Raw genomic sequence first — 24,130 nt, 5'->3', positions numbered from 1 at the left:
ACGGATATATTCTGGAATACAGAGGCAATATACGAGGTGTTCGAAGATTTAGATATAAGTCTTAGAATTGCATATGGAATTAAATCGGTGTTTGAAAACTATAACAAAAAAAGTGCATCTTAGATGCATTTTTTAGTTATATCACGTAGCAAATAATATAAATAGCTCGGACAATTTAATTTGAATATTATAGTTATCTCACCTTGTATCCTAACCAAATAAATTGAAGAACTATTTATCATTTAATTTGGCATTCAACAAATAATGTCCTGGATGTTTTTCTTTTAATATTCTTAGATATTCTCTTCCAAATCTTGATAAATTTGGTAAGGGGCTTTCTTGTTTTAATTCAGGGAATTCATAATCTCCTACTCTGTTATACTTGATTCCTTTCATACTTTTTCCTCCTATCTTGCATCTCTTTGTTTGATTTTCTTTTGTGCTATTCTTTCAATGTCTTTATCAAAGCTACGATTTCTGATGTTCTCACACGCTTTTATTTGAAGTCTTAGTTTCTTAATATCAGGTGTAAACAACTTGGCTCTTGCTGACCATTCTTCTTTTTCAACCATTGTTTTTGCTCGTTGTCGTTGATAATAATAACCTTGTCTTTGCTTTAATAAGTCATTGAGTTCATCTTGTTTTTGTTGTTGATAGTTATTTAATTGATAGATATCTTCTATCTTGTTCTTGGCAAGAAGTTCAATTTCTCTAGAATATTGATCCATTTTCTTGAGTGCTTGTCTTGCTTCTTTAGATATATGTTGCTTTCTTGTAGGCAAGATATTAATTGAAATAAGATAAGCAACATGTATTCCTGCTAGCTTAGGTAACTGTTTTCTTTTATAAAGTTGATAATATTCCTTACATTGATAATAGCTTTGTGTATGTTCAACGTTTTGAGGAAGAATCCATTTGTCAGTCAATCTTTCTTCAATTTCATCAAGATGATACCTTTCTCCTAATGATTTTAGATAGATTGGTTCATTACAATACGGATGAAAAACAACATCTTCTTCATCAATTCTATCGAACTCATACCCTTTCTTTTTCATATTATCCTTTAAATCCCTAATACAATTGCTTTCTTTTACCAAAGTATCGATATCTTTTTTAATGTCATTCATATAGGTTTTCATGATATGATAATTTAACTTTTTTGAATCGTAGGATGGATCTTCGATGACAGATAATCCATATTCTTTGCATAGTTCATCGGATGTATTTCTCATGTTCCAGTAATCTTTTTTGGTATTACAGAATCGTTTGCCATCAACGAATGAAGTTGAATTTAATAAGATATGATTATGAATATGGTCTTTGTCTAAGTGAGTGGTAACAACAACTTCGAAACGATTTCCAAACACTTTTTGTGCAAGCTTTACACCAATTTCATGCGCAATATTTGCATCAACCTCACCTATTTTAAATGACTGATAACCATGAAATGCTACGATTCTTTTATGATCATGGAACAATTTTTTGGTCATCTGCATCGATTTTAATGGATTGAATGCATCGCAATTAAGACAAGTTACATACTTTTTTTGTTTGACTTTATTATCTTGGCTGATGTAATCCAAGACCGTTTGCATCGTCTTTTTTTCATCTTCGACATACTTGATAACGTTATCCAAACGATCTCGGATAGCCCAAATTGATGTTACTGCTTTGATCAGCCCCTAACTTTTTCATCAAGATTCTTGATCATTTGTCGTAATTCTTTGATGGTTTCCATGATGGTTTTTAGTGATATGTCTTGTCTATTGTTCAATGCTCTTGCTATCTGATTTAGATTATTACCGATATGATTGAACTCGTTTTTTAATTTATAATATTCTAGATCAGGCGGTACTTTTATCTCTTTACCTAAAATGCAAGCTCTAGAAAATGCTTCTCTACTTAAGCTTGTTTTTTCTAATTTATTGTTTAAGATTTTGAATTCATCATCATTAAATCGTATCTTAATTTCATGATTTCTTTTCATATGAACCTCCAATCTTGCTGGTCGTACCAGCTTATGATTTTGTATTTTGGGGACAAAATACGTTGCTTGCTAATACATATATCGTGAATTTTAATTGAAGTGACGAGTGACGGTGTGACGGACACTTTGCTATACCGAAACACCGTCACACCGTCACCAATTTTTATGTTTCTTCATCACCTTCATAAACCAATCTCATTAGTCTTGCCTTATTTGTTCTCGGTAGAATTTCATACGTTATGAATGAGTCTTTAAGAAAATCTTTATTTTTGGTTAGAAGAATTTGCAGTCCCTTTCCTCTTAGCTTTAATGATAATTTAGAGCATAAGGTTTCATGAGATCCCTCATAAACTTTATTTCTTACAATGAAGTTGATGACCTTACTGAGATTCTCATCAATCTGTTCATCGAAGTCATTTTCAACGATTTCAAAAAGACACATCTCATTTTGACAGATCGTCAGTTCTTCCTCAGGAAAATCTTTTCCTTGAATTGCTAACTGTCGGTTCTTGGACAAGAAATTTCTTTTAAACAAAACGATAATACTGTCCGCTCCTGCTATTATCCCTCTGCTTCCATAAATGGAATCAAAAGGATGATTAGGATCTATTTCCTTTTTCACATGAGTGATTAGAATGATCGACAAATTATATTTAAAAGCTAGTTCATGATACAACGTTGATTCAGAATATTCCGAATCATAATCTCTATCTTTATTTCTTCTCATCTTTGCAAAGGTATCAACAACGACCACTCTCAAATCCTTATTGATTTCTAACTCCTTTTGAATTCTTTTTTCTAAGTCAAAATAATTATCTGACTTCAGCACATCAACAACAAGATTATCCTTTTCTTCAATCTTCATTGTTTTTAATCGCTTTTGTATCTTATTCTTATGATCTTCAAATGCTAGATATAAGGCTGTTCCTTGTTTCACATTTTTACCTAAGAATTTTTTACCACTTGCAATTGCATCGGCTAGCTGTAATCCAAAGAATGTCTTTCCAGTTTTTTGTGGAGCTCCAATCAAAGTTAAACCAATAGGAATCATATCTTCCACAATATCCTGTTCTTCTTTTATATCGGATGCTAATAATTCTTTTGCAGTAAATCTTCCGCCATACTCCACTTCTCTTTTCGTTTGAATAAAGCCTTTATCATAGTTTAAAGCACTTGAACAGATACTATTGACTTCTTTCATCTCTAACGATGGGTAGCAACGCTTCTCATTCTCTTTAGCAATACAAAGCCTAATCGATTCGTCATGAAATCCTTTCTTCTGTAAATAGCATGCCATTTTAAATAAGTAGTCATTTCTTTTCCCTTCTTGAATCAAACAGCAATCATCCAATGACTTCGTTGTGTCTTTCTTCGTTTTAGAAAGAAAATCATACACTGCATCATTTGCTTCAGCTATCGGCAGATTGTTGACCCATGCATAAGATTTATCGTCAACAACACTGGGAGGTGCTAATACATAACCACCATCACCTCGTACATCTATTCCTTCCATTAAAGCAATCGAGTTACGAACTTCTCTGTTTACCTTATAATAGAGATGATATCCACCATTACAAGTCTTCGCTATTCTTGTTTTAGGAAAGTTGGCAAGAAATGGCTTTAATTGTTCCATGCCATTCTTGCCATTTTTGCAATCAACATCAATAACAACTAAACCATTTCCTGTTTTCAATCCAATATTATATAATGGATTATTATTCCACCATTTTGTTACTTGATCAATATCATCTACCGCTTCTTCTTTCCAAGATTTTAAGACTTGTTCACTTTTTGAATTGACTTTTAGCGGAAATATTTTAAAATGATTTTGAGCATAAATTAAAGCTTCAGATTGTAAGGACTTCATTTCTCAGGTGACTCTTTTTGAACTTTAATTTGTGCCATTTTTTTATCATGCATTGCAATAACAATTTCCAAAACTCGCCTTAATACTATTAAATCATCTAATTCTATTTCCTCTAAATTCCCCAAATGTTTAAACTCATCAATAAAATGATTTAGTTCATATTTCAAAGAGCGATATACATATGGATTACCTTGAACAACAATGTCAGTATTACTTGTACATCGAATAAGATAATCCTGTTTAGTTAGACCAGATAAGGCAACCATTCGATTAATTACATCACTTTCTTCTTGTGAAACACGAAATGCAACAACGATTCTACGAAATCTCCCTTGCATATCATTATTCTTTGCAGACATATGTCATTGCCTCCTCTTTTTCTTTATCCAACTTATTTGCTATTTCTGCACCTTTTGTTGGGAAAAGATGTGCATATCTATAAGTTATATCAATACTTTCATGTCCTACTCGTTCTGCAATTGCTAATGGTGTAAATCCTAGCTCAATCAACAAAGATACATGTGAATGTCGTAAATCATGAATACGAATTCTTTTTACGCCTGCAAGTTTACATCCTCGATCCATCTCATGATGAAGAAACGATTTAGTAATCTGAAATATTCTCTGATTTTTTTCTAATTTGTAGATTGAAATAATATAATTTTCAATTTCTTCTGTCAAAAAATGGGGCATTTTAATTTTTCTAATACTTTTTTTAGTTTTTGGATCAGTGATATAATCTTTACCTTGTAATCGTTGATATGACTTTGTAATAGAGACTGTATCTGTCTTCAAATCAAAATCCTCAGGTGTTAATGCTAACAACTCACCTAACCTAATCCCACACCAGTATAAGAGTTCAAATGCCATATAGCTAATTGTCTTGTCCATAATTGACTCTGAGAATTTAATATATTCTTCTTTTGTCCAAAACAACATTTCTCCATATTGCTCTTTTCCCATATTTCCTGCTTTTCTGGCTGGATTATCTGCTAAATTATAAAATTTACATGCATAATTGAATATAGCACTCAATTGATTATGAATTGTTTTTAAATAGGTTTGACTATAACAATGACCTTTACTATCTCTATAAGCCAACAAAGTATTTTGCCATTCAATAACATCAGCTGGTGTTATTTCATTTAATTTTCTATTTTCAAAATATGGAAGAATTTTATCTTTTATCAAATATTTTTTCGTCATATTTGTATTGTACTTTAGTCTAGCTAAACAATCTCTCTCATATATTTCAATAAAATCAGAAAATTTCATATCAGTAGAATGTGCTTTTTTTAGTTTAAACTCACGTTCATAGTTTTGGGCATCGGTTTTTCTTAAAAATCCACGTTTAGTGTGTGGTCTATTTATTCCTTGCCAATCTTTGTAATAACACTTAACAAACCAAGTTTTATTTTTTTCATTTTGATATACCGGCATTTTTATCATCTCCTTTTTCTGGTATCATTCCATAAAATCTTTCATAAAAATACTGTCTGTTGGTTTGTCCCTCAACTATCATGTAACCTTTATCAGACAACTCCTTATTTAATGTTCTTACAACCTTATATCCATAGGATTTAGATTTTCCCATGATTTCGGCTATTTCTGATGCCTTAATAAATAATTCTGTACTCATTTTTCTCAACCTCCTAATCTTTTAAAGTTAGTACAATATTATAATACTAATCTTTATAGATTAAGTCAATATGTTTTCTAATTTTTTTAGTTTAATTTTTAATCATTTTAGTTTAGTATATTCTTTACATTAAAGATATGCATGCTATAATTAAGGGGAAAGGGGTGAGTATATTTATGTCATTTGGTCAAAGACTAAAGAGAATACGAAATTTCAGAGGATTTACAATGAAACAATTAGGGATGAATTTGAACATACCTGAAAGACAAGCCGATGTACGTATATCCCAATATGAATCAGATAAAAAAATGCCTAGAAAAGACATTATTGAACAAATGGCTCGTATCTTGGATGTTAATGAATGGGCATTAGATAACCCTGATATTAATACATATTATGGAGCCATGTATAATTTATTTGAATATTATTTCTCTTATGGTCTACATCCTATAAAAATTGATGGTAAAGTATATTTAACTATAGATAAAAATATTGCAATGGATTCACTCGTTGAAAGCTTACATGATTGGTATGATGAATACGAAGCATTCCAAAACGGTACAATAACTAAAAGTCAATTTATAGAGTGGATGCTAAAATACCCAGAATATTCAAAAAAGAATATCAATAAAGATCCTAGAAAAAATGGTTAGAAAAAAAATAATAAAAAGGAGGATATATTAGTGGCAACGATTTTTGAACAAGTTTTATTCACTACATTAAGAATCGAATGTATTAATGAAAATGGTAATCTTTTTTCAATAGGAACTGGTTTTTTATTACAACGTCCTGTTGGAGAAGATAAATATAAAGTTTATTTGATATCAAACAAACATGTTTTGTGCAATGCCAATTCTATTACAATAACTTTTACAAAATCAAAAGACAATAACCCCGATTTAGGAAATACGGTTCGTATTCCCATCACTGATATAAAAGATAGCATTGTTCAACATCCTAATCCTAATATAGATATTGCGATTTTAGAGTGTACAAGATTATTTATTATGTTTCCTAACCAATTATACTTTAAAACAGTAGACTATGATATGTTAGCATCATTTGATGAACCAGAATTAAGTATTGCAGAAAATGTATTTTTTGTTGGATATCCTGATAATAGATATGACAAACAAAATAATTTACCCTTAATACGTACTGGAATGATTGCAAGTCATCCAAAATACAACTATAACGGAGATGATGTATTTATCATTGATGCACAAGTTTTCCCTGGTTCAAGTGGGAGTCCAGTATATATTGATTTAACTTACGAAAACTTCAAAAATGGACAAATTAATTTAGGTAAAAAAGATATTAAGTTATTAGGAATTGTATCAGCTACAATGATTCGAAACAATCAAATTAAATCTATTCAAACGGGCACTCAATTGCTTTCGGAAGAAATTTTAGGATTAGGTATTGTTTATAAAGCTACTGCTATTAAAGAGTTAATTGACAGTATGCCTACAGATAATTGATAAAGATATAACTAAATTTAACCAATACATATTTTGAGAATTTTTATTCTATATAACTAATAATTAGTTTAAAAGCTAGATTTTTCATTTAGAAATCAAAGAATCGTAATACCAAACGATTCTTTTTTATACATAATTAAAAAATGACCCATTCTTTGACTTTTTAAGGTCAATTTAAGGTCATTTTCTTTTTAATATTCAAAATATGCTTTATTTATCGGCTATTTTTAAGTTACCTTTTTATTCGAACTCTATCGTCCCAGGAGGCTTTGATGTAATATCATAGAATACTCTATTCACACCACGAACCTCGTTAATAATTCTTGACATCACTTTATTTAAGACTTCATAAGGAATTTGTGCAGCTTCTGCAGTCATGAAGTCAATTGTATTGACAGCACGTAAAGCAATTGCATAATCATAAGTTCTTTCATCACCCATGACACCAACAGAACGCATATTTGTCAGTGCTGCAAAGTATTGACCAATTGTACGATCTAATCCAGCATTGGCAATTTCTTCACGATATATAGCATCTGCATCTTGTACAATTCTGACTTTTTCAGCAGTCACTTCACCAATAATACGAATACCAAGTCCTGGTCCTGGGAATGGTTGTCTGAATACTAAATATTCAGGAATACCTAATTCCAATCCCACTTTACGCACTTCATCTTTAAATAAATCTCTTAATGGTTCAATGATTTCTCTAAAATCCACATAATCAGGAAGTCCACCTACGTTATGATGTGACTTGATGACCGCAGATTCTCCACCTAATCCACTTTCAACAACATCTGGATAGATTGTTCCTTGAACTAAGAAATCAACAGCCCCAATCTTTTTTGCTTCTTCTTCAAAGACACGAATGAACTCTTCACCAATAATTTTTCTTTTCGCTTCAGGTTCAGTCACACCTTTTAATTTTTCATAATATCTTTCTTGCGCATTCACTCTAATAAAGTTTAATTCATATGGCCCTTCAGGTCCAAAAACAGCTTCCACTTCATCGCCTTCGTTTTTACGAAGTAATCCATGATCAACAAATACACAAGTCAATTGATTTCCAATCGCTTTAGAAAGTAAAACAGCTGCTACTGATGAATCCACTCCACCAGATAAGGCACATAAAACTTTTCCATCTCCAACTTTTTCTCTAATCGCTTTGATTTGTTCTTCAACAAATGAATCCATACGCCAATCTCCTGAACATCCACAAACATTCAAGACAAAGTTAGATAAAATTGTTTTTCCATATTCTGTATGTAAAACTTCAGGATGGAATTGAATGGCATACAATTTCTTTGCTTCATTTTCACATGAAGCCACTGGACAATCTTTTGTATAAGATGAGATTTCAAATCCATCAGCAATCTCAGAAATATAATCAAAATGACTCATCCAGCAAGTTGATTCTTTAGGCACATTCGTAAATAAAGCTGAATTTTCTTTACTCACAATCAAATGAGATTTTCCATATTCTCTCACATCAGCACGTTCTACTTTACCACCTAAAACATGTTGCATTAATTGTGCCCCATAACATAATCCTAAAACAGGAATACCCAGTTCAAATAATTCCTTTGAATATGTAGGTGAATCTGCTTCATAACAGCTGTTAGGTCCACCTGTTAAAATAATTCCCTTAGGATTCATTTCTTTAATCTTTTCAAGATCAGTTTTATATGAATAAATTTCACAATAAACATTACATTCTCGAACACGTCTAGCCACTAACTGATTATACTGACCACCAAAGTCTAAAACAATGACTAATTCTCTCTTCACTCATTTCCCTCCTTAAAATTGAATATCTTTTAAAACAACTGTCTGTTCTCTATCTGGTCCAACTGAGAACATGACAATTGGACAATGAATTAATTCTTCAATACGTCTGATATAGTTTTGACAATTGACTGGTAATTCTTCAAAAGATTTCACATGTGTAATATCTTCTTTCCATCCAGGCATTTCTTCATAAATAGGTTCCACTTCTTCAATACCTTTAATTGTAGAAGGTAAACCATGAATCACTTCACCTTTATATTTATAAGCTTTACAGATTTTAATGGTATCTAATCCACTTAAAACATCCAATAACATCAAAGCAATTCCTGTTAAACTAGACATTCTACGTGATTGATTCACAACCACAGCGTCAAACCATCCTGTACGTCTTGCACGATGTGTCACTGTTCCATATTCATGTCCTCTTTCACGAATGAAATCTCCAACTTCATCATGTAATTCTGTTGGGAAAGGTCCAGCTCCTACACGTGTTGTATATGATTTGATAATCCCAATCGCTTCTTTAATATATAAAGGCCCTATACCAGTCCCTTCACTCACTCCATTAGCACCTGGATGAGAACTTGTCACATATGGATAAGTTCCATAATCAATATCCAACATAGCGCCTTGCGCACCTTCAAATAACACTTTACGATCTTCACGTAAATATTGATCTAACAACATTCCTGTATCACAAACAAGTGGTTTGATCACTTTGGCATATTCTTTATATTCTTCAAAAATACTTTCAACAGTGAATTGTCCTTCTAATTCAGGATATTCCATCACTTTCATTGGGAAAGTTTCTTTTAATCTTTCTAAAAATAAGTCTTCATCAATAAACTCACCCATACGAATACCAATACGACTATACTTATCAATATAACATGGTCCAATACCACGTTTTGTTGTCCCAATGCTATGATCTCCTTTTCTTGCTTCCTGAATCGCATCAATTTCAAGATGATAAGGTAAAATCACATGACAACGATCACTCACACGAATCTTACTTGTATCAATACCCGCATCATTTAAATATTTGACCTCTTCCAAAAAGGCTTTAGGATTAACAACCATCCCATTTCCCATAATAACTTCATGTCCACTAAAAATTCCAGAAGGTATTAATTTCAATGCAAATTTCTTTCCATCATATACAATTGTATGTCCTGCATTGTTTCCTCCTGCATAACGTACGACAACATCAGCTTTTTGGGCAAGATAATCAGTAACTTTTCCTTTACCTTCATCTCCCCACATGCTTCCTACTACAACCACACCAGCCATAAAACTTCATCCTTTCTTTTTTACATCAATATTATATAAAATATGACTCTTATATACAATCAAAATTTATCATAATTGACGTATCAACACTTCTATTATAAAATAAAACAAAACATTAGTAAAATTAATATTTAAAAACATTGATATAAGGAGAGCTAATATGAACATTAAACTAGAACAATATAAAATCTTTAATGAGGCCGCCTCAACGCTTTCTTTTTCTCTCGCTGCCAGAAATCTCTTTATTTCACAATCCGCTGTCAGTCAGGCCATTCGTCTTTTAGAAAAAGAATTACATACGCAGCTATTTATTCGTCAATCTAAAGGGGTTATTTTAACTAAAGAAGGACAAATCCTCCATCAGAAGATTTCTGAAGCCTTATCCTTAATTACCAGTGCTGAAAATCAAATTGCCCATTTTCATGAATTAAATCAGGGAGAACTGCTTATAGGTGCCGGTGACACATTAAGCGAAAACTATATCATGCCTTATCTTGTTCTTTTTCACCAGCATTATCCTCATGTCAAAATCAAGATGGTCAATCGCACCAGTCTGGAAATCATAGACTTATTAAAAACAGGAGATATTGATTTGGGATTTATTAATATGCCTCTTTATGATGAAGCCATTACCATTCGTGAATGTTTACAAATTCATGATATTTTTGTCAGCTCACATCAAGACTCTCATTCATATACAATGGAAGAGCTTGTGAATGAACCTCTCATCATGTTAGAGAAAAATTCAAATTCCAGACAGTTTGTTGATGACTATTTTGCTATGCAAGGCTTCTTATTAAACCCCAGCATTGAACTGGGTTCTCATAATCTCCTTTTAGAAGCTGCTAAAAATCATTTAGGAAAAGCTTGTGTGATTAAAGAATTCTCACAACATGAACTGGATAGTCACCAGATTTATGAAGTAAATCTCACACATGCTTTACCTAAACGTAGCATTGGATATGCTTATCTTTCACGCAAGACATTAACTCCTGCCACATCCAAATTCATTGAACTTTTACCAGTTTTTCAAAATGAATGACATAAGAAAAGAGCGATACACCCTGAAATATCGCTCTTTTCTTATATCGATCCATAGCGCTGCTGTTCACTATTTGGCTGTTAGACTGCTGCCTCTAACAGGGATCATTTTGAGTAAATTATATGAATACTTTGCTTTCCATGTATATCGAGGAATATTATGATATGATATACACATTGTCCCTTTGGACAACTCCTATTATATATAAAGTTTGTTTTCATGCAACTAAAAATTTAAAATTATGTCGATTTTATCAATATTTTTTCAATTTTATTAAAATGTAAACACTTTCACCATACAAACATAGGAATAGTTTTCAAAAGTACCATATTTTTACTGATTATGTCTCACTATATATTGGTAGAGTTTTGCTACAAATCTAGCCTCTACTTTCGCATAAGAATATTCAGCTTTCACAAATGTTGGAATTTCAAAATAATCATCATTCATAGATACACAGACAACTTCTCCAAGAGATTCCTGTCTTGTATCAACCATGATATGAATATTAGCAGACTCATGCATCAATGGTTTCAACCATTCATCATAAAAACGAAAGTCACCATGATATGTCAAAGAAATTTTGGGCTGTTTTTTGAGTACAGCTGCTTTTAAATCTTTTTCTTGAATGATATATTCAGCCATACGATGTTCTATTTCCATCTTCACATCTTTCATCAAAGCATCAGCCACCTCTTGAGAAGATGCTTTAACAGCCAAACGAATACGTACTGTTTCTTCTCCAGCATATAAGGCTATAGAAACATCTTTTTGACCTTCAATCAAATCTCTCAGCATTTCATCAATCTTACTTTCACCAATAAACATTGTTAAATATTCATAAGTATAAATCGTATCCTGTTTCCATTTGGTAAGATAAGGAATCAAAGAGTGTTCAACAACATATTGCAGTTCTTTAGGTGGACCAGGTAAATTAATGATCATACGTTGTCCATCAGACATGGCACAGCCATTAGCTGTTCCCATATCATTTTCTAAAATATAAGCGTCTCGAGGATAATAAGCCTGCTTAAAATTATTGTCAGGAATCTGGTCAACACCTGTACAATAGCGACATTTGATATCTACTTTTCGTGCTTCTTCTTCATTATAAACCATTTCCAAGCCTAAATACTTAGCTGACAGTTCTTTAGTCAAATCGTCTGTCGTAGGTCCGAGTCCTCCTGTTGTGATGACACAGTCAGCCCCACGTTCAAAAGCAATCTTTAAACAATCATATAATCTTTGAGGATTATCACCCACAACACTTTGATAATACACATTAAATCCTAAATCTTTGCATACCTTTTGTAAAAGTGTGGCATTGGTATTCACAATTTCACCCAATAATAATTCTGTTCCAACATTCATAATTTCTACATTCATCAATCAAATCTCCTTATATCCATTCTATAAACCATGTCTATGTTTAATTTCTTATTTCTATTGTATAAAATAAATGTTTATTTTTCTACTCTTTTTCAAACTATGACTCCAACAAAGATAAAATTTCCTCTTCACTCCAAAATATCTGAATACACTCTATAAATTCATCCAAAGCTCTATGTTTCATACGATAATAACTGGCACGTGAATAAAAGCTCATCCACCATGAAGCCTGATAATAATTAATATACTCATGTTCAATAAATTCATAAGTGTCTTTTGATAAATGATTATGTATCTGATGAATAATCCCAACAAAACTTTCTAATTTCTGTTTACGCTCTAATTGCTTAATCATTTTCTCATCACCATTATGATATGAAGATGATGTGTCTTTCACTTTAAACATATCAACCTGTGGATAATAATTATAATGCTGATTCAAATACAGGATATCTAACTGGGCTCTTTGATAAGTTTTATAAATTTTCCTTGCGACATGATCCTTCTGTTTTAAAGTTAAATGTTTTTCCATAAAAAATCCCTCCTAATACTTATATACGCATTTTAGAGGGCATTTTTCTTTTTTAAATTGTAAAATTCTCAATTAATTGTTCAATTTCTTCATTTTCTAACCCAATTTCCAATAAATACTCTTTAGCACTACCATAATGTTCTCTTAAATAATCCAATAACTCCATCATATATCGAGGTGAAGATCTTAAATATTGTTTCGCTTCTTCATTATCCATCATTTGTGCCAAAGACGCATTAATATCTCTATTATTTTCATAAGATTCACTATAATCTTTGACAATATCATATTCATGACATCCAATCAGATCCAACAATAAAGCTGCAGTGACACCTGTACGATCTTTACCAGCAGAACAATGAAACATAACACCTTCATAAGGATATTTCACAAAGATATCAAACAATTCTTTAAATTTATGTTTCATCCCTTCTAACATATAAATATAGACACCACCTAAGTCTTTATAAGTTTTCACTTCTTCAGGAACAATAGCGGCTTTAGTAGAATCAAATAAATTCACTTCATAATAATCAATATCTTTTTCATTTTGAAATGGATTAGGCTGACACTCTTTTTCAAAATCACTTCTTAAATCAATCACAACCTTAACACCATAATCCTTTAAAGTCTGAATGTCTTTTGAAGTTGCATAAGTAGGTGCAGCCGCTCTAATATACTTATGAGCACGACTATACATTCCACCCTGTGTTTCATAACCACCTAAATCTCTTGTATTAACCATTTTCTCTAATTGAATCTGACGTTCTTCTCTTGTCATATATAGCATATTTTCACTCTCCTATTCTTCAAAAGGACGGACACGTAAAGTCACGCCTAAATCATCACAAATTGCCTGACATTTCTTTATTTTCTCTTCACCAATAATATCCACAACACTCATCACAACAAAGGGAACATACTCTAGGCAAGACTTTGCAAAATCAAGCATAGCCTGAAAAGACTCTATCCCAAAACGACTGCGTGTTAATGCATCATACTCCTTAGCATCAGGAGCATTTAAACTGATCGAAACTGTATCAATTCTTCCCTTGAATTCAGGTGTTACATCTCTTTGATGAATCAAACAAGCTAAACCATTGGTATTAACACGAATAGGTAAATCTCTTCGAAAATGCTTTAAAATCCCTGCAATCTGTATCACATCTTCTACTCTTTCTAAGGGTTCACCAAAACCACAGAAAACAACTTCATGGAAATCATCTAAATCATATTTTTGAAACTCTTTGATCACATCTTCAACAGTCGGTTCCTCTTTAAGCCATAAACTATGTCCTTCTTCCATTTCCTTTGTCTGTCTTAAACAAAATGTACAGGCACAAGGACAACGATTGGTTAAATTAACATAAACTGTGACATCTTCTAATGAAGCTAATTCACTGATATCCTGATAACCATTGCCGTGTATTGTATATAAAATCATAAATCTTCTCCTAACTCATATAAATATTCTTCAAAGCTCAAACCATAATGATGAGGGACATGTGTCTGTTCACAAAAGCGAATACATTTTGAAGCAAAGGCTGTTGCTTTTTTGACACTTTCATAAAAACTCAATCCATTCAAATAGCTTCCTGCTATAACAGCCGCAATAACATCTCCTGTTCCACAACGATCTTTACCAATGCGATCCACCATTACAATCTGATAATCTTCATGTTTATTATAAATAAAATTTAAAATCTGTTTATCATTAAACGGTATACCTGTCACAACAATATGAGATGGTCCTTGTCTTGATAACTGTTCACACATCTCTTTGAGTTCATCAAATGAAGGCAAAGACTCAGGGTAAGGGTGATCAACTAAAGTGACAAGTTCAGTTAAATTCGGTGTCATTAAATCCGCATATTGAATCAGTTCTTTCATCTTCTGACACATGGCAGGTGTATATGTCTTATACAATTTTCCATGATCTCCCATCACAGGATCCACAAGAATAAACGTTTCTTTTCTTTTAAAAGTCTGAATAAAATCAATCACAATATCAACCTGTTCTTCAGAACCTAAAAAACCTGTCGCAATGGCATCAAATTCTAAATGCAGATCTTTATAAGTCTGGATATAATCTTTCATCCTTGATGTATAATCATCAAAATAATAAACGGGAAATTGGGTATGGGTTGATAAAATAGCAGTAGGAATAGGAACAGCCTGTATCTTCATAGCGGATACAATAGGTGCCATAGCCGCAATCGCACATCTTCCAAATCCTGTCATATCATTAATTAAAGCAATCTTCTTTTGCATACTTACACCTCATTTTTATCCTATTTTATCACAAACACATCTAAAAAAGAAGAAATGTATCTTGAAAAGGAACAACTCTGTATGATTTCATTTTCCATCATTCTATGTTATGATAATGAAAAATATCAGAAAAGGAGTTCATTATGGATAAGCATTGTTTCAAAACAGATTTAGCTCAAGACACAATCATAGATCAACATTATCAGGATGAAGCTATTTTTGATAGTCATTTCAAACATAAAGACTTTCAACATTGTCAGTTTGAACATATTGATTTTCAAGATGTTTCTTTTGAAAACAGTTATTTTGTCAATGTCACTTTTATTCATTGTGATTTATCCAATATCAAATTGAATCATACACTTTTTAGACATGTCCGTTTTGAAAACTGTAAATTGATGGGTACTGATTTTTCTGAATCCATTTTTGATCAGGTCACTTTTCAAGAATGTCTATGCTCATTTGCGAATTTTGCATTCATGCATAATAAAACAGTTCAGTTTCAACATTGTTGTCTACAAAATGCCAGTTTTGTAGAAGTCAAAATGACAAAAACAAGCTTTGATGAATGCGATTTACGACAATGTGAATTTCTCCATGCTTCACTTTCTCATATTGATTTATCTTCATGTCAGATTGAAGGCATCATGACATCTTCTCAAGATATTGCTGGGGCTATCATCGCCTATAATCAGGCTCCAGCTCTCATCCATTTATTAAAAGTCAAAATCAAGGAATAAAAAAACTATGGTGATTAGAAGTGAACTTCATGATTTGGAAATTCAAATCATGAGGTTCATTTCTTTTTTCCATAGTTTTAATATGCTCTTGCAAAATAAACAATATGTTTTGCTTTCTTACCACAAATTGGACAAACCCCATCAGCGTGGGCATCTGTATCAATACAACGTGATGTTGCAGCAGTGTCTTCTTTGATCTTCACTTCACATGCTTCATCACCACACCAAGGCATTTTAACGTAACCACCTTTGTTATTTAAAACGTCTTTAAATTCTTCATAAGTTGTGACATCAGTGATATGTTCATCTCTAAATTTTAAAGCTTTCTGATACATTTCTTCATGAACTTCATCTAGTAAATGAGCTAATTTTTCTGGTAATGTCTCATCAAGAGCTAAAGTTAATTTTTCACCATTTACACGTTTAGCGACAACACATTGACCATTCTGTAAATCTCTTGGACCAACTTCTAAACGTAATGGAATACCACGCATTTCAGCTTCTGAGAACTTCCATCCTGGTGATTTGTCACTCGCATCCACTTTCACACGGATACCTTTAGCCTGTAATTGAGCCTGAAGTTCATAAGCTTTATCTAAGATTCCTTCTTTTTGTTGTTGAATTGGAATAATCATCACTTGTGTTGGTGCGACTCTTGGCGGTAATACTAACCCATTATCATCACCATGAACCATAATAATCGCTCCAAGTAAACGTGTTGAAACACCCCATGAAGTCTGATAAACATATTTAAGCTGATTATCTTTGTCTAAGAATTTCATATCAAAAGCTTTCGCAAAACCATCACCAAAATAATGTGATGTTCCAGACTGCAATGCTTTTCCATCATGCATTAAAGCTTCAATTGTATATGTTTCTTCTGCTCCTGCAAATTTTTCTCTTTCTGTTTTTCTACCTGTTACCATTGGAATAGCCAATAATTCTCTGGCAGTTGTTTCATAGATATCCAACATACGCATTGTTTCTTCTTTCGCTTCTTTTGCTGTTGCATGAATCGTATGTCCTTCCTGCCATAAAAATTCTGAACCTCTTAAAAATGGTCTTGTTGTTTTCTCCCAACGCACAACAGAACACCATTGATTATATAATTTTGGTAAATCACGATAAGAATTGACAATCTTTGCATAATGTTCACAAAATAATGTTTCAGATGTTGGACGAATCAATAAACGTTCTTCCAATTCATCTAATCCACCACGTGTGACAACTGCACATTCAGGCGCAAATCCTTCAACATGATCAGCTTCTTTTTTTAATAATGATTCAGGGATTAACATCGGCATATAAACATTTTCATGTCCCGTTTCTTTAAATTTTTTGTCCATATAGGCTTGAATCATTTCCCATAATGCATAACCATATGGGCGATAGATAATAAACCCTTTGACACTTGAATAATCCATTAATTCGGCTTTACGACAAACATCTGTATACCATTTCGCAAAGTCTTCATCTCTTGATGTAATCGCATCATTTTTTACTTTATTTGCCATTTTTTCTATACCCCTTCTCTAATATTTACCTTACTATTATACAAGAATTTAACTAAAAAGCAATTAGGACTCGACTTTTTCTTTTTCAAAAACCAAATCTATTTCTTCTATGTAACCATTGCCTCTTTGCAAAACTGGAATCCACCCTGCATAACACCATCCTTCACTTGCATAGCTATCAATGATCTCATGCAACTTTTCAAAACGATATTCAGTGATTCCAAAACCTGAAATCTTGGCTGACATGCGATGATATTTATAAATCAGTTTCATTTGGCTTATCCCCTTTCAATATGTAATGAACTGCCCTGTTGTCCTTTTTCTACAATAATCTGAGTATCAATTCTTTCTTTCAATTCATCAACATGAGAAATAATACCAATCGTCTTATGATCATTCTTTAAATCCATTAAAACTGATAAAGCCTGATCAATAGATTCATGATCTAAAGTCCCAAAACCTTCATCAATAAATAGCGTATTCAATTCAATGCCGCCGGCATAATTTTGGATCATGGATGATAGACCTAAAGCCAGTGATAAAGCCGCTTTAAAAGATTCTCCACCTGATAAAGACTGAATATCTCGCATCATTCCCGTTTCATAATCCAGAACACTTAAATCTAATCCTTGTTGTTTAACACCTTTGACATCTTTTTTACGATACAATGCAAACCGTCCCTGTGTCATTTTTAATAGCTCAATATTCGCAAATTCGAGAATCTGTTCAAAATAAGCTGATAAAACATACCTTTCAAAAGACATACGTAAAGGATTCTTTCCTGATGTATAATCATATAAATCCTGATAAAGTGTATACTTTTCAAAAATATCCTGATTTTTATGATAATCCTTATCTAACTGATCTAATGTTTCTTGATTTTGCTTATAAACATGTAAAGTCTCATGATATTGTGTATAAGTTTCATCACGTTTTTGTGCCAATGCATCTAACTGTTGTTTTTCTAAAGACAAATCAGTCATGTGATAATCTTTGGTTTTCTCTTCTAAAAGCTGTTTTTGTTTCCCTAATGCTTCTTTTTGAATGATATAATTCTGATAATCTTTTTCCTGATTAAAAATAGACTGTTGACGTTTTTGATAATCTAAAAACTGTTCTTCACTATCAAAGTATTGATCAATAAATGCCTGATAACGCTGTGTATATGCTTGTTGCTTTGATTCTAAATCATCTATTTGACTAGAGAATGTTTCAAGCTGATGCGTATAAACAGAAATATCTTTTTGGCATTGATGATATTGATTTTCAATGTCATGAATATGCTGATCAAGACGATGAAATTGTATTTGTTGCTGTTTCAATAAAACAGAGATATCTTGTTCATTAGACAAATGATATTCTTCTTGAAGCTGTGTATATTGTTGATGTAATAAAGATAACTGTTTTTCTTTATCAATGATCTGATTTTGCATATCCTGTAGATATTGATTCTGTTGTTGAAGTAAAAGATGATCCTGTTTTAGATTTTTTTGAATCTTCTTTAAATAAATCACATCATTATATTTTTTCTGATATGTTTTTTCCTGTTCATCAATAACCTGTACAATATCAGATAATAAACGAATAAAAACTTCTTTTGATAATTCTTCTTGAATATCCAGCTGTTTTTTTAACATCTCAATACGTGTTTTCATTTGTTGAACAAATTCATTTTGTTGGAAAACTTCCTGATATGCTTCCTGTTGTTGTTGATTAAGCACTTCTACCTGTTGAGATAAATTCTCTAATTCATGAGAAGATAAAACCGATGTTTCCAGTTGAGCCAAATGAGGATGATGCGTTGAGCCACAGACTGGACAAGGTTCATTTTCTTTTAAATGAGATGCTAAAATGCCTGCCTGTTGACGACGGAAAAGTTCATCTTCATGGCGATATTTGACTAATATATCTTCATATTTTTGATGCTTCTTTTGATAATTCACTGACAAATCATAGTGATGATCTTCTAAAGATTTCCATTCATCATAAAACTGACTGAGTTCATGAATCATGACTCTTTTTTTATTAATATCTTTGACATTTTTCTCATTTTGTTCTAATTCCAATTCTAAACGCGGTAAATGATTGACATTTTCCTGATCACGTTGAATGCGATTGTCTAACTTTTCATAGCGTGATTGTAAATTTTGATAATCATTTTGCATAGATTGATATTGTTTGTATTGGTTTTGATATTGTTGGAGAAGCTGATGATATTGTTGATATTTTTCTAAAGATTGTTTGGTATTATCAATATCTAATAAAAGCTGATCTTTTTGTTGTTTCTCTTTTTCTAATTGCTGATATTCTCTTTCAAGCTGTTCAAACTGTTTTTGAGAAGTTTCTAACTGTTTATGAACTTTTTGTTTTTGATTCAAGGCCTGTTGATATGACAGTTTGATTTGTTGATACTGGTCTAATAAAGATTGATGATCTTTGATGGCTGTCACTTGATCTAAATCATGTTTCAATGAAGCCATCATCTTTTCTTGATTTTGTAAAGTCTGATATTGTTGTGTGATTTGCTGTAATTCTGATAACTGAAGATTTTGTTGTTGTTTTTGATAATAAAGATTCGCAAACTGATCATAGCTTGTCTTCGCATTTTGGTACGATGTCTGATAGTGTTGTAACTGATCATGAAGCTTTTCATTTTCCAAAGTGGCTTCCTGAATATAGGAAGGATGGAATTCCTGTTGATGCATGTCCATAAATGCAGAATCTAGCTGCAACATGGAAAAACGTGATGATAAAGCTTGTGATGATAATAAAAACTGATCTTTGTAAGTTTTTACCTGTTCTTTCAATAGATTTTCAAAAACAACCAGTGATTCACTATGAAAAACATGACGTAAAACACGTTCTCTTTCTTCACTGCTGGCATAAATCAGTTTCGTAAACTCACCTTGTGCAATCATGACAATCTGTTTAAACTGATGAACATCAACACCCAACAATTCCTTGATTTTGGCATTGACTTCTTTAACTCCTTCAATCATGTGTTCTCCATCATCTAAATAAGCATTGGCATTTTTAGGTGTTTTATAGCCTTCACGATAATAAGTCGGTGAACGCTTGATTGTATAGATATGCTGATGTAATTCAAAAGTCAATTCTACATATGTTTCATCTTTTGCATCCGCAAAATCACTGCGAAAATAAGAAACATGACGATGTGAACCACTGGCTTCTCCATACAAAGCAAACGTAATCGCATCAAAGAGAGTTGTTTTTCCTGAACCTGTTGGTCCACTAATTAAATATAAGCCATGATCTAACATATTTTCAAAATCAACAACAGTGAAATCTTTATAAGTCATAAAAGCATTCATTGTTAATTTAATAATTCTCACTCTCTTCACCTGCCTTTTCCAATAATGTTCTCACAACATCTTTTTGTAAATCATTTAATTTTTGACTTTTGACATCTTGATAAAATTGTTCAAACAATGACAAAGTATCCATCTGTTGAATAGATTGTATCGGCTGAAATGAACTTGTCTGATTATGTTTCATTAAATATTGATAAGTGATCTGTAAAAGATGAGGATATAAAACACGAAGTTGTTCAATCGCATGAGGAACAATAGTTTCATCTAATAATTCAAAAGCTAAAAAATCATCTTTTTTCTCAATAAAATCATTTTGCATAAACTGTGCAAATGTACCTTGATATTTTTTTAAGGTCTGACGTGGATGTAATTCATGGGTTGTGATAGATAAATCATCTGTATCCACAATCACAATAGATTTTTTTTGATTCACTTCATCAAAAGAATAACACATCAAAGACCCACTATAACGCATCGTTTCACGTTTCACCTTTTGAGGTGCATGAAGATGTCCTAAAGCCACATAATCAAAATCATCAAATAAAGAAGCATCAATGATTTCACTGCCTCCTACACTTAATGGAACTTCTGATTCACTTGTGACACTAGAGTGTCCAACAAATTGATGTGTGACCAGTATATTTTGATAATCATGGTCAAGACTTTGCTTGGAAAGATAAAAAGATAACGCACTTTGATAATCATGCATGTCCTGATTAGGATATAACATTTTCACCTGTGATGGCTTGACAAAAGGCAATAAATAAAACCTTGTCTTTCCATACTCTACAAAAGCCATATTCTCTTTTAAATATGTTTCAATATGTAAACCATTTTTAGATAAAATAGAACTTGCAAAATGTAAACGATCCCTACTATCATGATTTCCACTGATCATTAAAACCTGAATATGATAAGTCAATAAAGCCTGACTTAAAAAATCATCTAATAAATTCACTGCCTCCTGACTTGGTATCAAACGATCATAAACATCACCTGCAATGACTAATAAACGAATATCCTGTTCATCCATATATGTTAATAATTCAAATAACAATTCACGTTGAATATCTAATAAAGAATATTGATGTATGACTTTCCCTAAATGTAAATCCCCAATATGTACAAACTTCATGTTATACCTCCTTTTCCATTATTATAAAACAAACACATTATATTTCCCAAATAAAAACCATTTTTTCCTTTTCATCACTCGCAAAAAAACGACGCTGTTTTGCAGGAATAACCTTTGTTTCTATATATCTTGCGCCTAATTTTTGAATAGTACGTAAAGAAGCCTGATTATGAGGATCACAAGTTAAAATCACCTGATGAAACTGTAATTGTTTTTGTAAAAGCAAACAAGCCTGATAAGCATAATGATGGCCACGATAAGCTTCATCAATATGATAACCAATATGACCATCAAAATAGTGTTGTTGCATGGTTCCTTCTCTAAAAGTTAAACGCCCCACTTCTATTGAATCAACCATAATGGCATAAATATAATAAGGCGTAAAGCCCCTAGGCAAATGCTCATGAACGTATTCCAGTAATTCAAGTTTCATATATGCTTCACCTCTTTTTTACATACTCTTATCATAACAATATTGACAGTTACGTGCAATATGATAAAATAGAACACATAAAAGGGAGTAGTTAGCATCATTTCATGATGTTATATAATCGACATCACGCTAAGTTTATTAGCCGGTTTTATATATGAAATAACGAGACTTTTATTGCAGTGTTGTGGTAGTTGTCTTTTTTTTGTATCACAAACATATAGAGCCAAAAAATAAAAGGAGAGTGAAGTTATGGACTCTATACCCTCGCAATTGTTATTGCAGCTTATTTTAATTTTATTAAATGCCTTTTTTGCAGCTACAGAAATTGCTGTACTATCATTAAACAAGACACAGTTAGAGAAAAAAGCTGAAAATGGAGAAAAAACAGCTAAACGCTTATTAATTCTTCTACAAGAACCTTCTGGATTCTTATCAACAATTCAAATTGGAATTACGTTAGCTGGATTTTTAGGAAGTGCCTTTGCGGCTGATAACTTTTCAGAATACCTTGTTCAATGGGTATCACAGGATTTAGGAATCACAAGTATCCCATTAAATGTCCTTGATACACTATCAGTCATTGTTATTACAATTATTTTATCTTATTTTACTTTAATTCTAGGTGAATTGGTTCCTAAAAGAATTGCCATGCAAAAACCATATGAAGTATCTAAAATCTCATGTGGCACAGTTTTAATGATTGCAAAAATTATGAACCCCGTTGTCAAATTCTTATCTTTTTCAACCAATGCCGTTTTAAAACTATTACACTTAAAAACAGAAGCTGAAGAAGATAGCATCACTGAAGAAGAAATCTTGACAATGATCGAACTCGGTGAAAAACGTGGCGTTTTAGATGAAGATGAAAGTGAATGGCTACAAAATATTTTTGATTTTAATGATACAGATATTTCTGAAATTATGACACCTTCTGTTGATATTGTTTATATTTCAGCAGATGCCTCTCAAGAAGAGATTATTAAAATCATTCAAAATACTGGATTATCACGTTATCCTGTTTATCAAAACGATGAAAACAACATTATCGGTGTCTTACATGTCAGAGATTATTTGTTGAATCTCCAAACAAAAAAGAAACCATTTGAAAAGATTCTTACAAAACCATACTTTATTCCAGATTCCATGAGAGCTGATGATTTATTTGCAGATATGCAAAATAAAAATATTCATTTTGCTATTGCTATTGATGAATTTGGAGGTATCAGTGGAATCATTACATTAGAAGACTTAGTTGAAGAAATCTTTGGAAATATCTATGATGAACATGACTCACGTGAACGCCCAGATATTCAAAAAATCAATGAAACACAATGGCGTGTCAATGGAAATACAGATATTGAAGATCTTATCGAAGCAACAGGTATCCAATTTCCAGAAGATGAAGACTACAATACCATTGGTGGTTACATATACAGTCATCTCCGTTCTATCCCAAAAGATGGTACAACGAAAACAATTCACATAGATAACATAACTTTCCAGATTACCAAGATTCAAGATCGTCGTATCAAAGAAGTCATTATAACAAAAAAAGCCTAGTTGAAATTTAATGGTAATCTAAAATAACACGGGGTTGTGGGGTTTTGGATTATAAGAAATTGTGGGAAGGCTGTTCTTCCCACAATTTTAAAACTGTATAGGAGAATCATGATCTGATGATGGGTCATGG

At 32.1% G+C, this 24,130-nt stretch carries 24 protein-coding genes; 5 read left to right on the top strand and 19 right to left on the bottom strand.

Going from position 1 to position 24,130, the window contains the following annotated elements:
- Window positions 1-231 precede the first annotated feature (231 nt).
- From B5G32_RS10730 to B5G32_RS10700, 7 genes are all read right to left on the bottom strand, one after another.
- Window positions 232-396 (bottom strand): TnpV protein, encoded by a 165-nt coding sequence (locus B5G32_RS10730; RefSeq protein WP_143746630.1) that lies wholly within the window; start codon window positions 394-396, stop codon window positions 232-234.
- A gap of 11 nt (window positions 397-407) precedes the next feature.
- Entirely contained in the window at window positions 408-1,637 is a 1,230-nt protein-coding gene (locus B5G32_RS10725; protein ID WP_087936650.1) for a relaxase/mobilization nuclease domain-containing protein, read from the bottom strand.
- A 38-nt stretch (window positions 1,638-1,675) separates the two neighbouring features.
- Window positions 1,676-1,987: a plasmid mobilization protein gene (locus tag B5G32_RS10720; RefSeq protein ID WP_087936649.1), complete on the bottom strand. Its 312-nt coding sequence runs from the start codon at window positions 1,985-1,987 to the stop codon at window positions 1,676-1,678.
- A gap of 163 nt (window positions 1,988-2,150) precedes the next feature.
- Entirely contained in the window at window positions 2,151-3,854 is a 1,704-nt protein-coding gene (locus B5G32_RS10715) for a bifunctional DNA primase/polymerase (protein ID WP_087936648.1), read from the bottom strand.
- Window positions 3,851-4,213 carry a plasmid mobilization protein gene (locus B5G32_RS10710; protein WP_087257623.1) on the bottom strand — a complete coding sequence of 121 codons (363 nt, stop codon included), beginning with the start codon at window positions 4,211-4,213 and terminating at the stop codon, window positions 3,851-3,853. The genes B5G32_RS10715 and B5G32_RS10710 overlap by 4 nt, the downstream gene beginning before the upstream one ends.
- Window positions 4,197-5,294 carry a site-specific integrase gene (locus B5G32_RS10705; protein ID WP_087936647.1) on the bottom strand — a complete coding sequence of 366 codons (1,098 nt, stop codon included), beginning with the start codon at window positions 5,292-5,294 and terminating at the stop codon, window positions 4,197-4,199. Before B5G32_RS10705 ends, B5G32_RS10710 begins: the two co-directional genes overlap by 17 nt.
- Window positions 5,275-5,493 (bottom strand): MarR family transcriptional regulator, encoded by a 219-nt coding sequence (locus B5G32_RS10700; RefSeq protein ID WP_087257617.1) that lies wholly within the window; start codon window positions 5,491-5,493, stop codon window positions 5,275-5,277. Before B5G32_RS10700 ends, B5G32_RS10705 begins: the two co-directional genes overlap by 20 nt.
- 176 nt (window positions 5,494-5,669) lie before the next feature.
- Here B5G32_RS10700 and B5G32_RS10695 point away from each other — a divergent pair, with 176 nt between their 5' ends.
- Window positions 5,670-6,146 carry a helix-turn-helix domain-containing protein gene (locus B5G32_RS10695; protein ID WP_087936646.1) on the top strand — a complete coding sequence of 159 codons (477 nt, stop codon included), beginning with the start codon at window positions 5,670-5,672 and terminating at the stop codon, window positions 6,144-6,146.
- A gap of 30 nt (window positions 6,147-6,176) precedes the next feature.
- Window positions 6,177-6,974 (top strand): S1 family peptidase, encoded by a 798-nt coding sequence (locus B5G32_RS10690; protein ID WP_158094014.1) that lies wholly within the window; start codon window positions 6,177-6,179, stop codon window positions 6,972-6,974.
- Between the two features lie 240 nt (window positions 6,975-7,214).
- Here the strand turns inward: B5G32_RS10690 and guaA are convergent, their stop codons facing one another.
- Both guaA and B5G32_RS10680 read right to left on the bottom strand, forming a co-directional pair.
- Entirely contained in the window at window positions 7,215-8,762 is a 1,548-nt protein-coding gene (guaA, locus tag B5G32_RS10685; protein ID WP_087936645.1) for a glutamine-hydrolyzing GMP synthase, read from the bottom strand.
- Window positions 8,763-8,774: 12 nt separating this feature from the next.
- Window positions 8,775-10,052 (bottom strand): adenylosuccinate synthase, encoded by a 1,278-nt coding sequence (locus B5G32_RS10680; protein WP_087936644.1) that lies wholly within the window; start codon window positions 10,050-10,052, stop codon window positions 8,775-8,777.
- 160 nt (window positions 10,053-10,212) lie between these two features.
- Here B5G32_RS10680 and B5G32_RS10675 point away from each other — a divergent pair, with 160 nt between their 5' ends.
- A complete protein-coding gene (locus B5G32_RS10675) occupies window positions 10,213-11,094 on the top strand; it encodes a LysR family transcriptional regulator (protein ID WP_087297667.1) in 882 nt (293 codons plus the stop codon).
- A 333-nt stretch (window positions 11,095-11,427) separates the two neighbouring features.
- On the opposite strand, the gene B5G32_RS10670 is transcribed toward B5G32_RS10675, so the two are convergent.
- From B5G32_RS10670 to B5G32_RS10650, 5 genes are all read right to left on the bottom strand, one after another.
- A complete protein-coding gene (locus tag B5G32_RS10670) occupies window positions 11,428-12,480 on the bottom strand; it encodes a molybdopterin-binding protein (protein ID WP_087936643.1) in 1,053 nt (350 codons plus the stop codon).
- Window positions 12,481-12,580: 100 nt separating this feature from the next.
- Window positions 12,581-13,015, bottom strand: coding sequence for an MG284/MPN403 family protein (locus tag B5G32_RS10665; RefSeq protein WP_087243974.1), 435 nt, complete (start codon window positions 13,013-13,015; stop codon window positions 12,581-12,583).
- A gap of 52 nt (window positions 13,016-13,067) precedes the next feature.
- Complete coding sequence (locus tag B5G32_RS10660; RefSeq protein WP_087936642.1) at window positions 13,068-13,805, bottom strand: tyrosine-protein phosphatase; 738 nt, start codon at window positions 13,803-13,805, stop codon at window positions 13,068-13,070.
- Between the two features lie 12 nt (window positions 13,806-13,817).
- Window positions 13,818-14,459, bottom strand: coding sequence for a TatD family nuclease-associated radical SAM protein (locus tag B5G32_RS10655; protein WP_087243972.1), 642 nt, complete (start codon window positions 14,457-14,459; stop codon window positions 13,818-13,820).
- Window positions 14,456-15,286, bottom strand: coding sequence for a pyridoxamine kinase (locus tag B5G32_RS10650; protein ID WP_087936641.1), 831 nt, complete (start codon window positions 15,284-15,286; stop codon window positions 14,456-14,458). Before B5G32_RS10650 ends, B5G32_RS10655 begins: the two co-directional genes overlap by 4 nt.
- Before the next feature lie 143 nt (window positions 15,287-15,429).
- Here B5G32_RS10650 and B5G32_RS10645 point away from each other — a divergent pair, with 143 nt between their 5' ends.
- Complete coding sequence (locus B5G32_RS10645; RefSeq protein ID WP_087936640.1) at window positions 15,430-16,026, top strand: pentapeptide repeat-containing protein; 597 nt, start codon at window positions 15,430-15,432, stop codon at window positions 16,024-16,026.
- A 77-nt stretch (window positions 16,027-16,103) separates the two neighbouring features.
- Here B5G32_RS10645 and proS read toward each other — a convergent pair whose 3' ends face one another.
- The 5 genes from proS to B5G32_RS10620 all read right to left on the bottom strand — a co-directional run bounded on the left by proS (window position 16,104) and on the right by B5G32_RS10620 (window position 22,440).
- On the bottom strand, window positions 16,104-17,540 hold the full coding sequence (gene proS / locus B5G32_RS10640) for a proline--tRNA ligase (protein ID WP_087297662.1): 1,437 nt from the start codon (window positions 17,538-17,540) through the stop codon (window positions 16,104-16,106).
- Between the two features lie 63 nt (window positions 17,541-17,603).
- On the bottom strand, window positions 17,604-17,813 hold the full coding sequence (locus tag B5G32_RS10635; protein WP_087936639.1) for a DUF4177 domain-containing protein: 210 nt from the start codon (window positions 17,811-17,813) through the stop codon (window positions 17,604-17,606).
- 5 nt (window positions 17,814-17,818) lie between these two features.
- Entirely contained in the window at window positions 17,819-20,893 is a 3,075-nt protein-coding gene (locus B5G32_RS10630; RefSeq protein ID WP_087936638.1) for an AAA family ATPase, read from the bottom strand.
- Window positions 20,880-22,007, bottom strand: coding sequence for an exonuclease SbcCD subunit D (locus B5G32_RS10625; protein WP_087936637.1), 1,128 nt, complete (start codon window positions 22,005-22,007; stop codon window positions 20,880-20,882). The genes B5G32_RS10630 and B5G32_RS10625 overlap by 14 nt, the downstream gene beginning before the upstream one ends.
- Before the next feature lie 37 nt (window positions 22,008-22,044).
- Entirely contained in the window at window positions 22,045-22,440 is a 396-nt protein-coding gene (locus B5G32_RS10620; protein WP_087243965.1) for a GNAT family N-acetyltransferase, read from the bottom strand.
- Window positions 22,441-22,689: 249 nt separating this feature from the next.
- On the opposite strand from B5G32_RS10620, the gene B5G32_RS10615 reads away from it, so the two are divergent.
- Entirely contained in the window at window positions 22,690-24,000 is a 1,311-nt protein-coding gene (locus tag B5G32_RS10615; RefSeq protein WP_087936636.1) for a hemolysin family protein, read from the top strand.
- Window positions 24,001-24,130: the final 130 nt, after the last annotated feature.

The sequence above is a fragment of the Massilimicrobiota sp. An80 genome (assembly GCF_002159255.1).
Lineage (GTDB): Bacteria > Bacillota_I > Bacilli_A > Erysipelotrichales > Coprobacillaceae > Allocoprobacillus > Allocoprobacillus merdigallinarum.
This window is presented reverse-complemented; position numbering and strand designations above follow the sequence as displayed.

Excerpts from the sequence above, each read along its gene's own strand:
- B5G32_RS10705 (WP_087936647.1), bottom strand. The coding sequence starts at position 5,294 with ATGCCGGTATATCAAAATGAAAAAAATAAAACTTGGTTTGTTAAGTGT.
- B5G32_RS10720 (WP_087936649.1), bottom strand. The coding sequence starts at position 1,987 with ATGAAAAGAAATCATGAAATTAAGATACGATTTAATGATGATGAATTC.
- B5G32_RS10680 (WP_087936644.1), bottom strand. The coding sequence starts at position 10,052 with ATGGCTGGTGTGGTTGTAGTAGGAAGCATGTGGGGAGATGAAGGTAAA.
- B5G32_RS10620 (WP_087243965.1), bottom strand. The coding sequence starts at position 22,440 with ATGAAACTTGAATTACTGGAATACGTTCATGAGCATTTGCCTAGGGGC.
- proS (WP_087297662.1), bottom strand. The coding sequence starts at position 17,540 with ATGGCAAATAAAGTAAAAAATGATGCGATTACATCAAGAGATGAAGAC.
- B5G32_RS10625 (WP_087936637.1), bottom strand. The coding sequence starts at position 22,007 with ATGAAGTTTGTACATATTGGGGATTTACATTTAGGGAAAGTCATACAT.
- B5G32_RS10615 (WP_087936636.1), top strand. The coding sequence starts at position 22,690 with ATGGACTCTATACCCTCGCAATTGTTATTGCAGCTTATTTTAATTTTA.
- B5G32_RS10700 (WP_087257617.1), bottom strand. The coding sequence starts at position 5,493 with ATGAGTACAGAATTATTTATTAAGGCATCAGAAATAGCCGAAATCATG.
- B5G32_RS10660 (WP_087936642.1), bottom strand. The coding sequence starts at position 13,805 with ATGCTATATATGACAAGAGAAGAACGTCAGATTCAATTAGAGAAAATG.
- B5G32_RS10635 (WP_087936639.1), bottom strand. The coding sequence starts at position 17,813 with ATGAAACTGATTTATAAATATCATCGCATGTCAGCCAAGATTTCAGGT.
- B5G32_RS10695 (WP_087936646.1), top strand. The coding sequence starts at position 5,670 with ATGTCATTTGGTCAAAGACTAAAGAGAATACGAAATTTCAGAGGATTT.
- B5G32_RS10715 (WP_087936648.1), bottom strand. The coding sequence starts at position 3,854 with ATGAAGTCCTTACAATCTGAAGCTTTAATTTATGCTCAAAATCATTTT.
- B5G32_RS10675 (WP_087297667.1), top strand. The coding sequence starts at position 10,213 with ATGAACATTAAACTAGAACAATATAAAATCTTTAATGAGGCCGCCTCA.
- B5G32_RS10645 (WP_087936640.1), top strand. The coding sequence starts at position 15,430 with ATGGATAAGCATTGTTTCAAAACAGATTTAGCTCAAGACACAATCATA.
- B5G32_RS10730 (WP_143746630.1), bottom strand. The coding sequence starts at position 396 with ATGAAAGGAATCAAGTATAACAGAGTAGGAGATTATGAATTCCCTGAA.
- B5G32_RS10670 (WP_087936643.1), bottom strand. The coding sequence starts at position 12,480 with ATGAATGTAGAAATTATGAATGTTGGAACAGAATTATTATTGGGTGAA.
- B5G32_RS10650 (WP_087936641.1), bottom strand. The coding sequence starts at position 15,286 with ATGCAAAAGAAGATTGCTTTAATTAATGATATGACAGGATTTGGAAGA.
- B5G32_RS10710 (WP_087257623.1), bottom strand. The coding sequence starts at position 4,213 with ATGTCTGCAAAGAATAATGATATGCAAGGGAGATTTCGTAGAATCGTT.
- B5G32_RS10655 (WP_087243972.1), bottom strand. The coding sequence starts at position 14,459 with ATGATTTTATATACAATACACGGCAATGGTTATCAGGATATCAGTGAA.
- B5G32_RS10665 (WP_087243974.1), bottom strand. The coding sequence starts at position 13,015 with ATGGAAAAACATTTAACTTTAAAACAGAAGGATCATGTCGCAAGGAAA.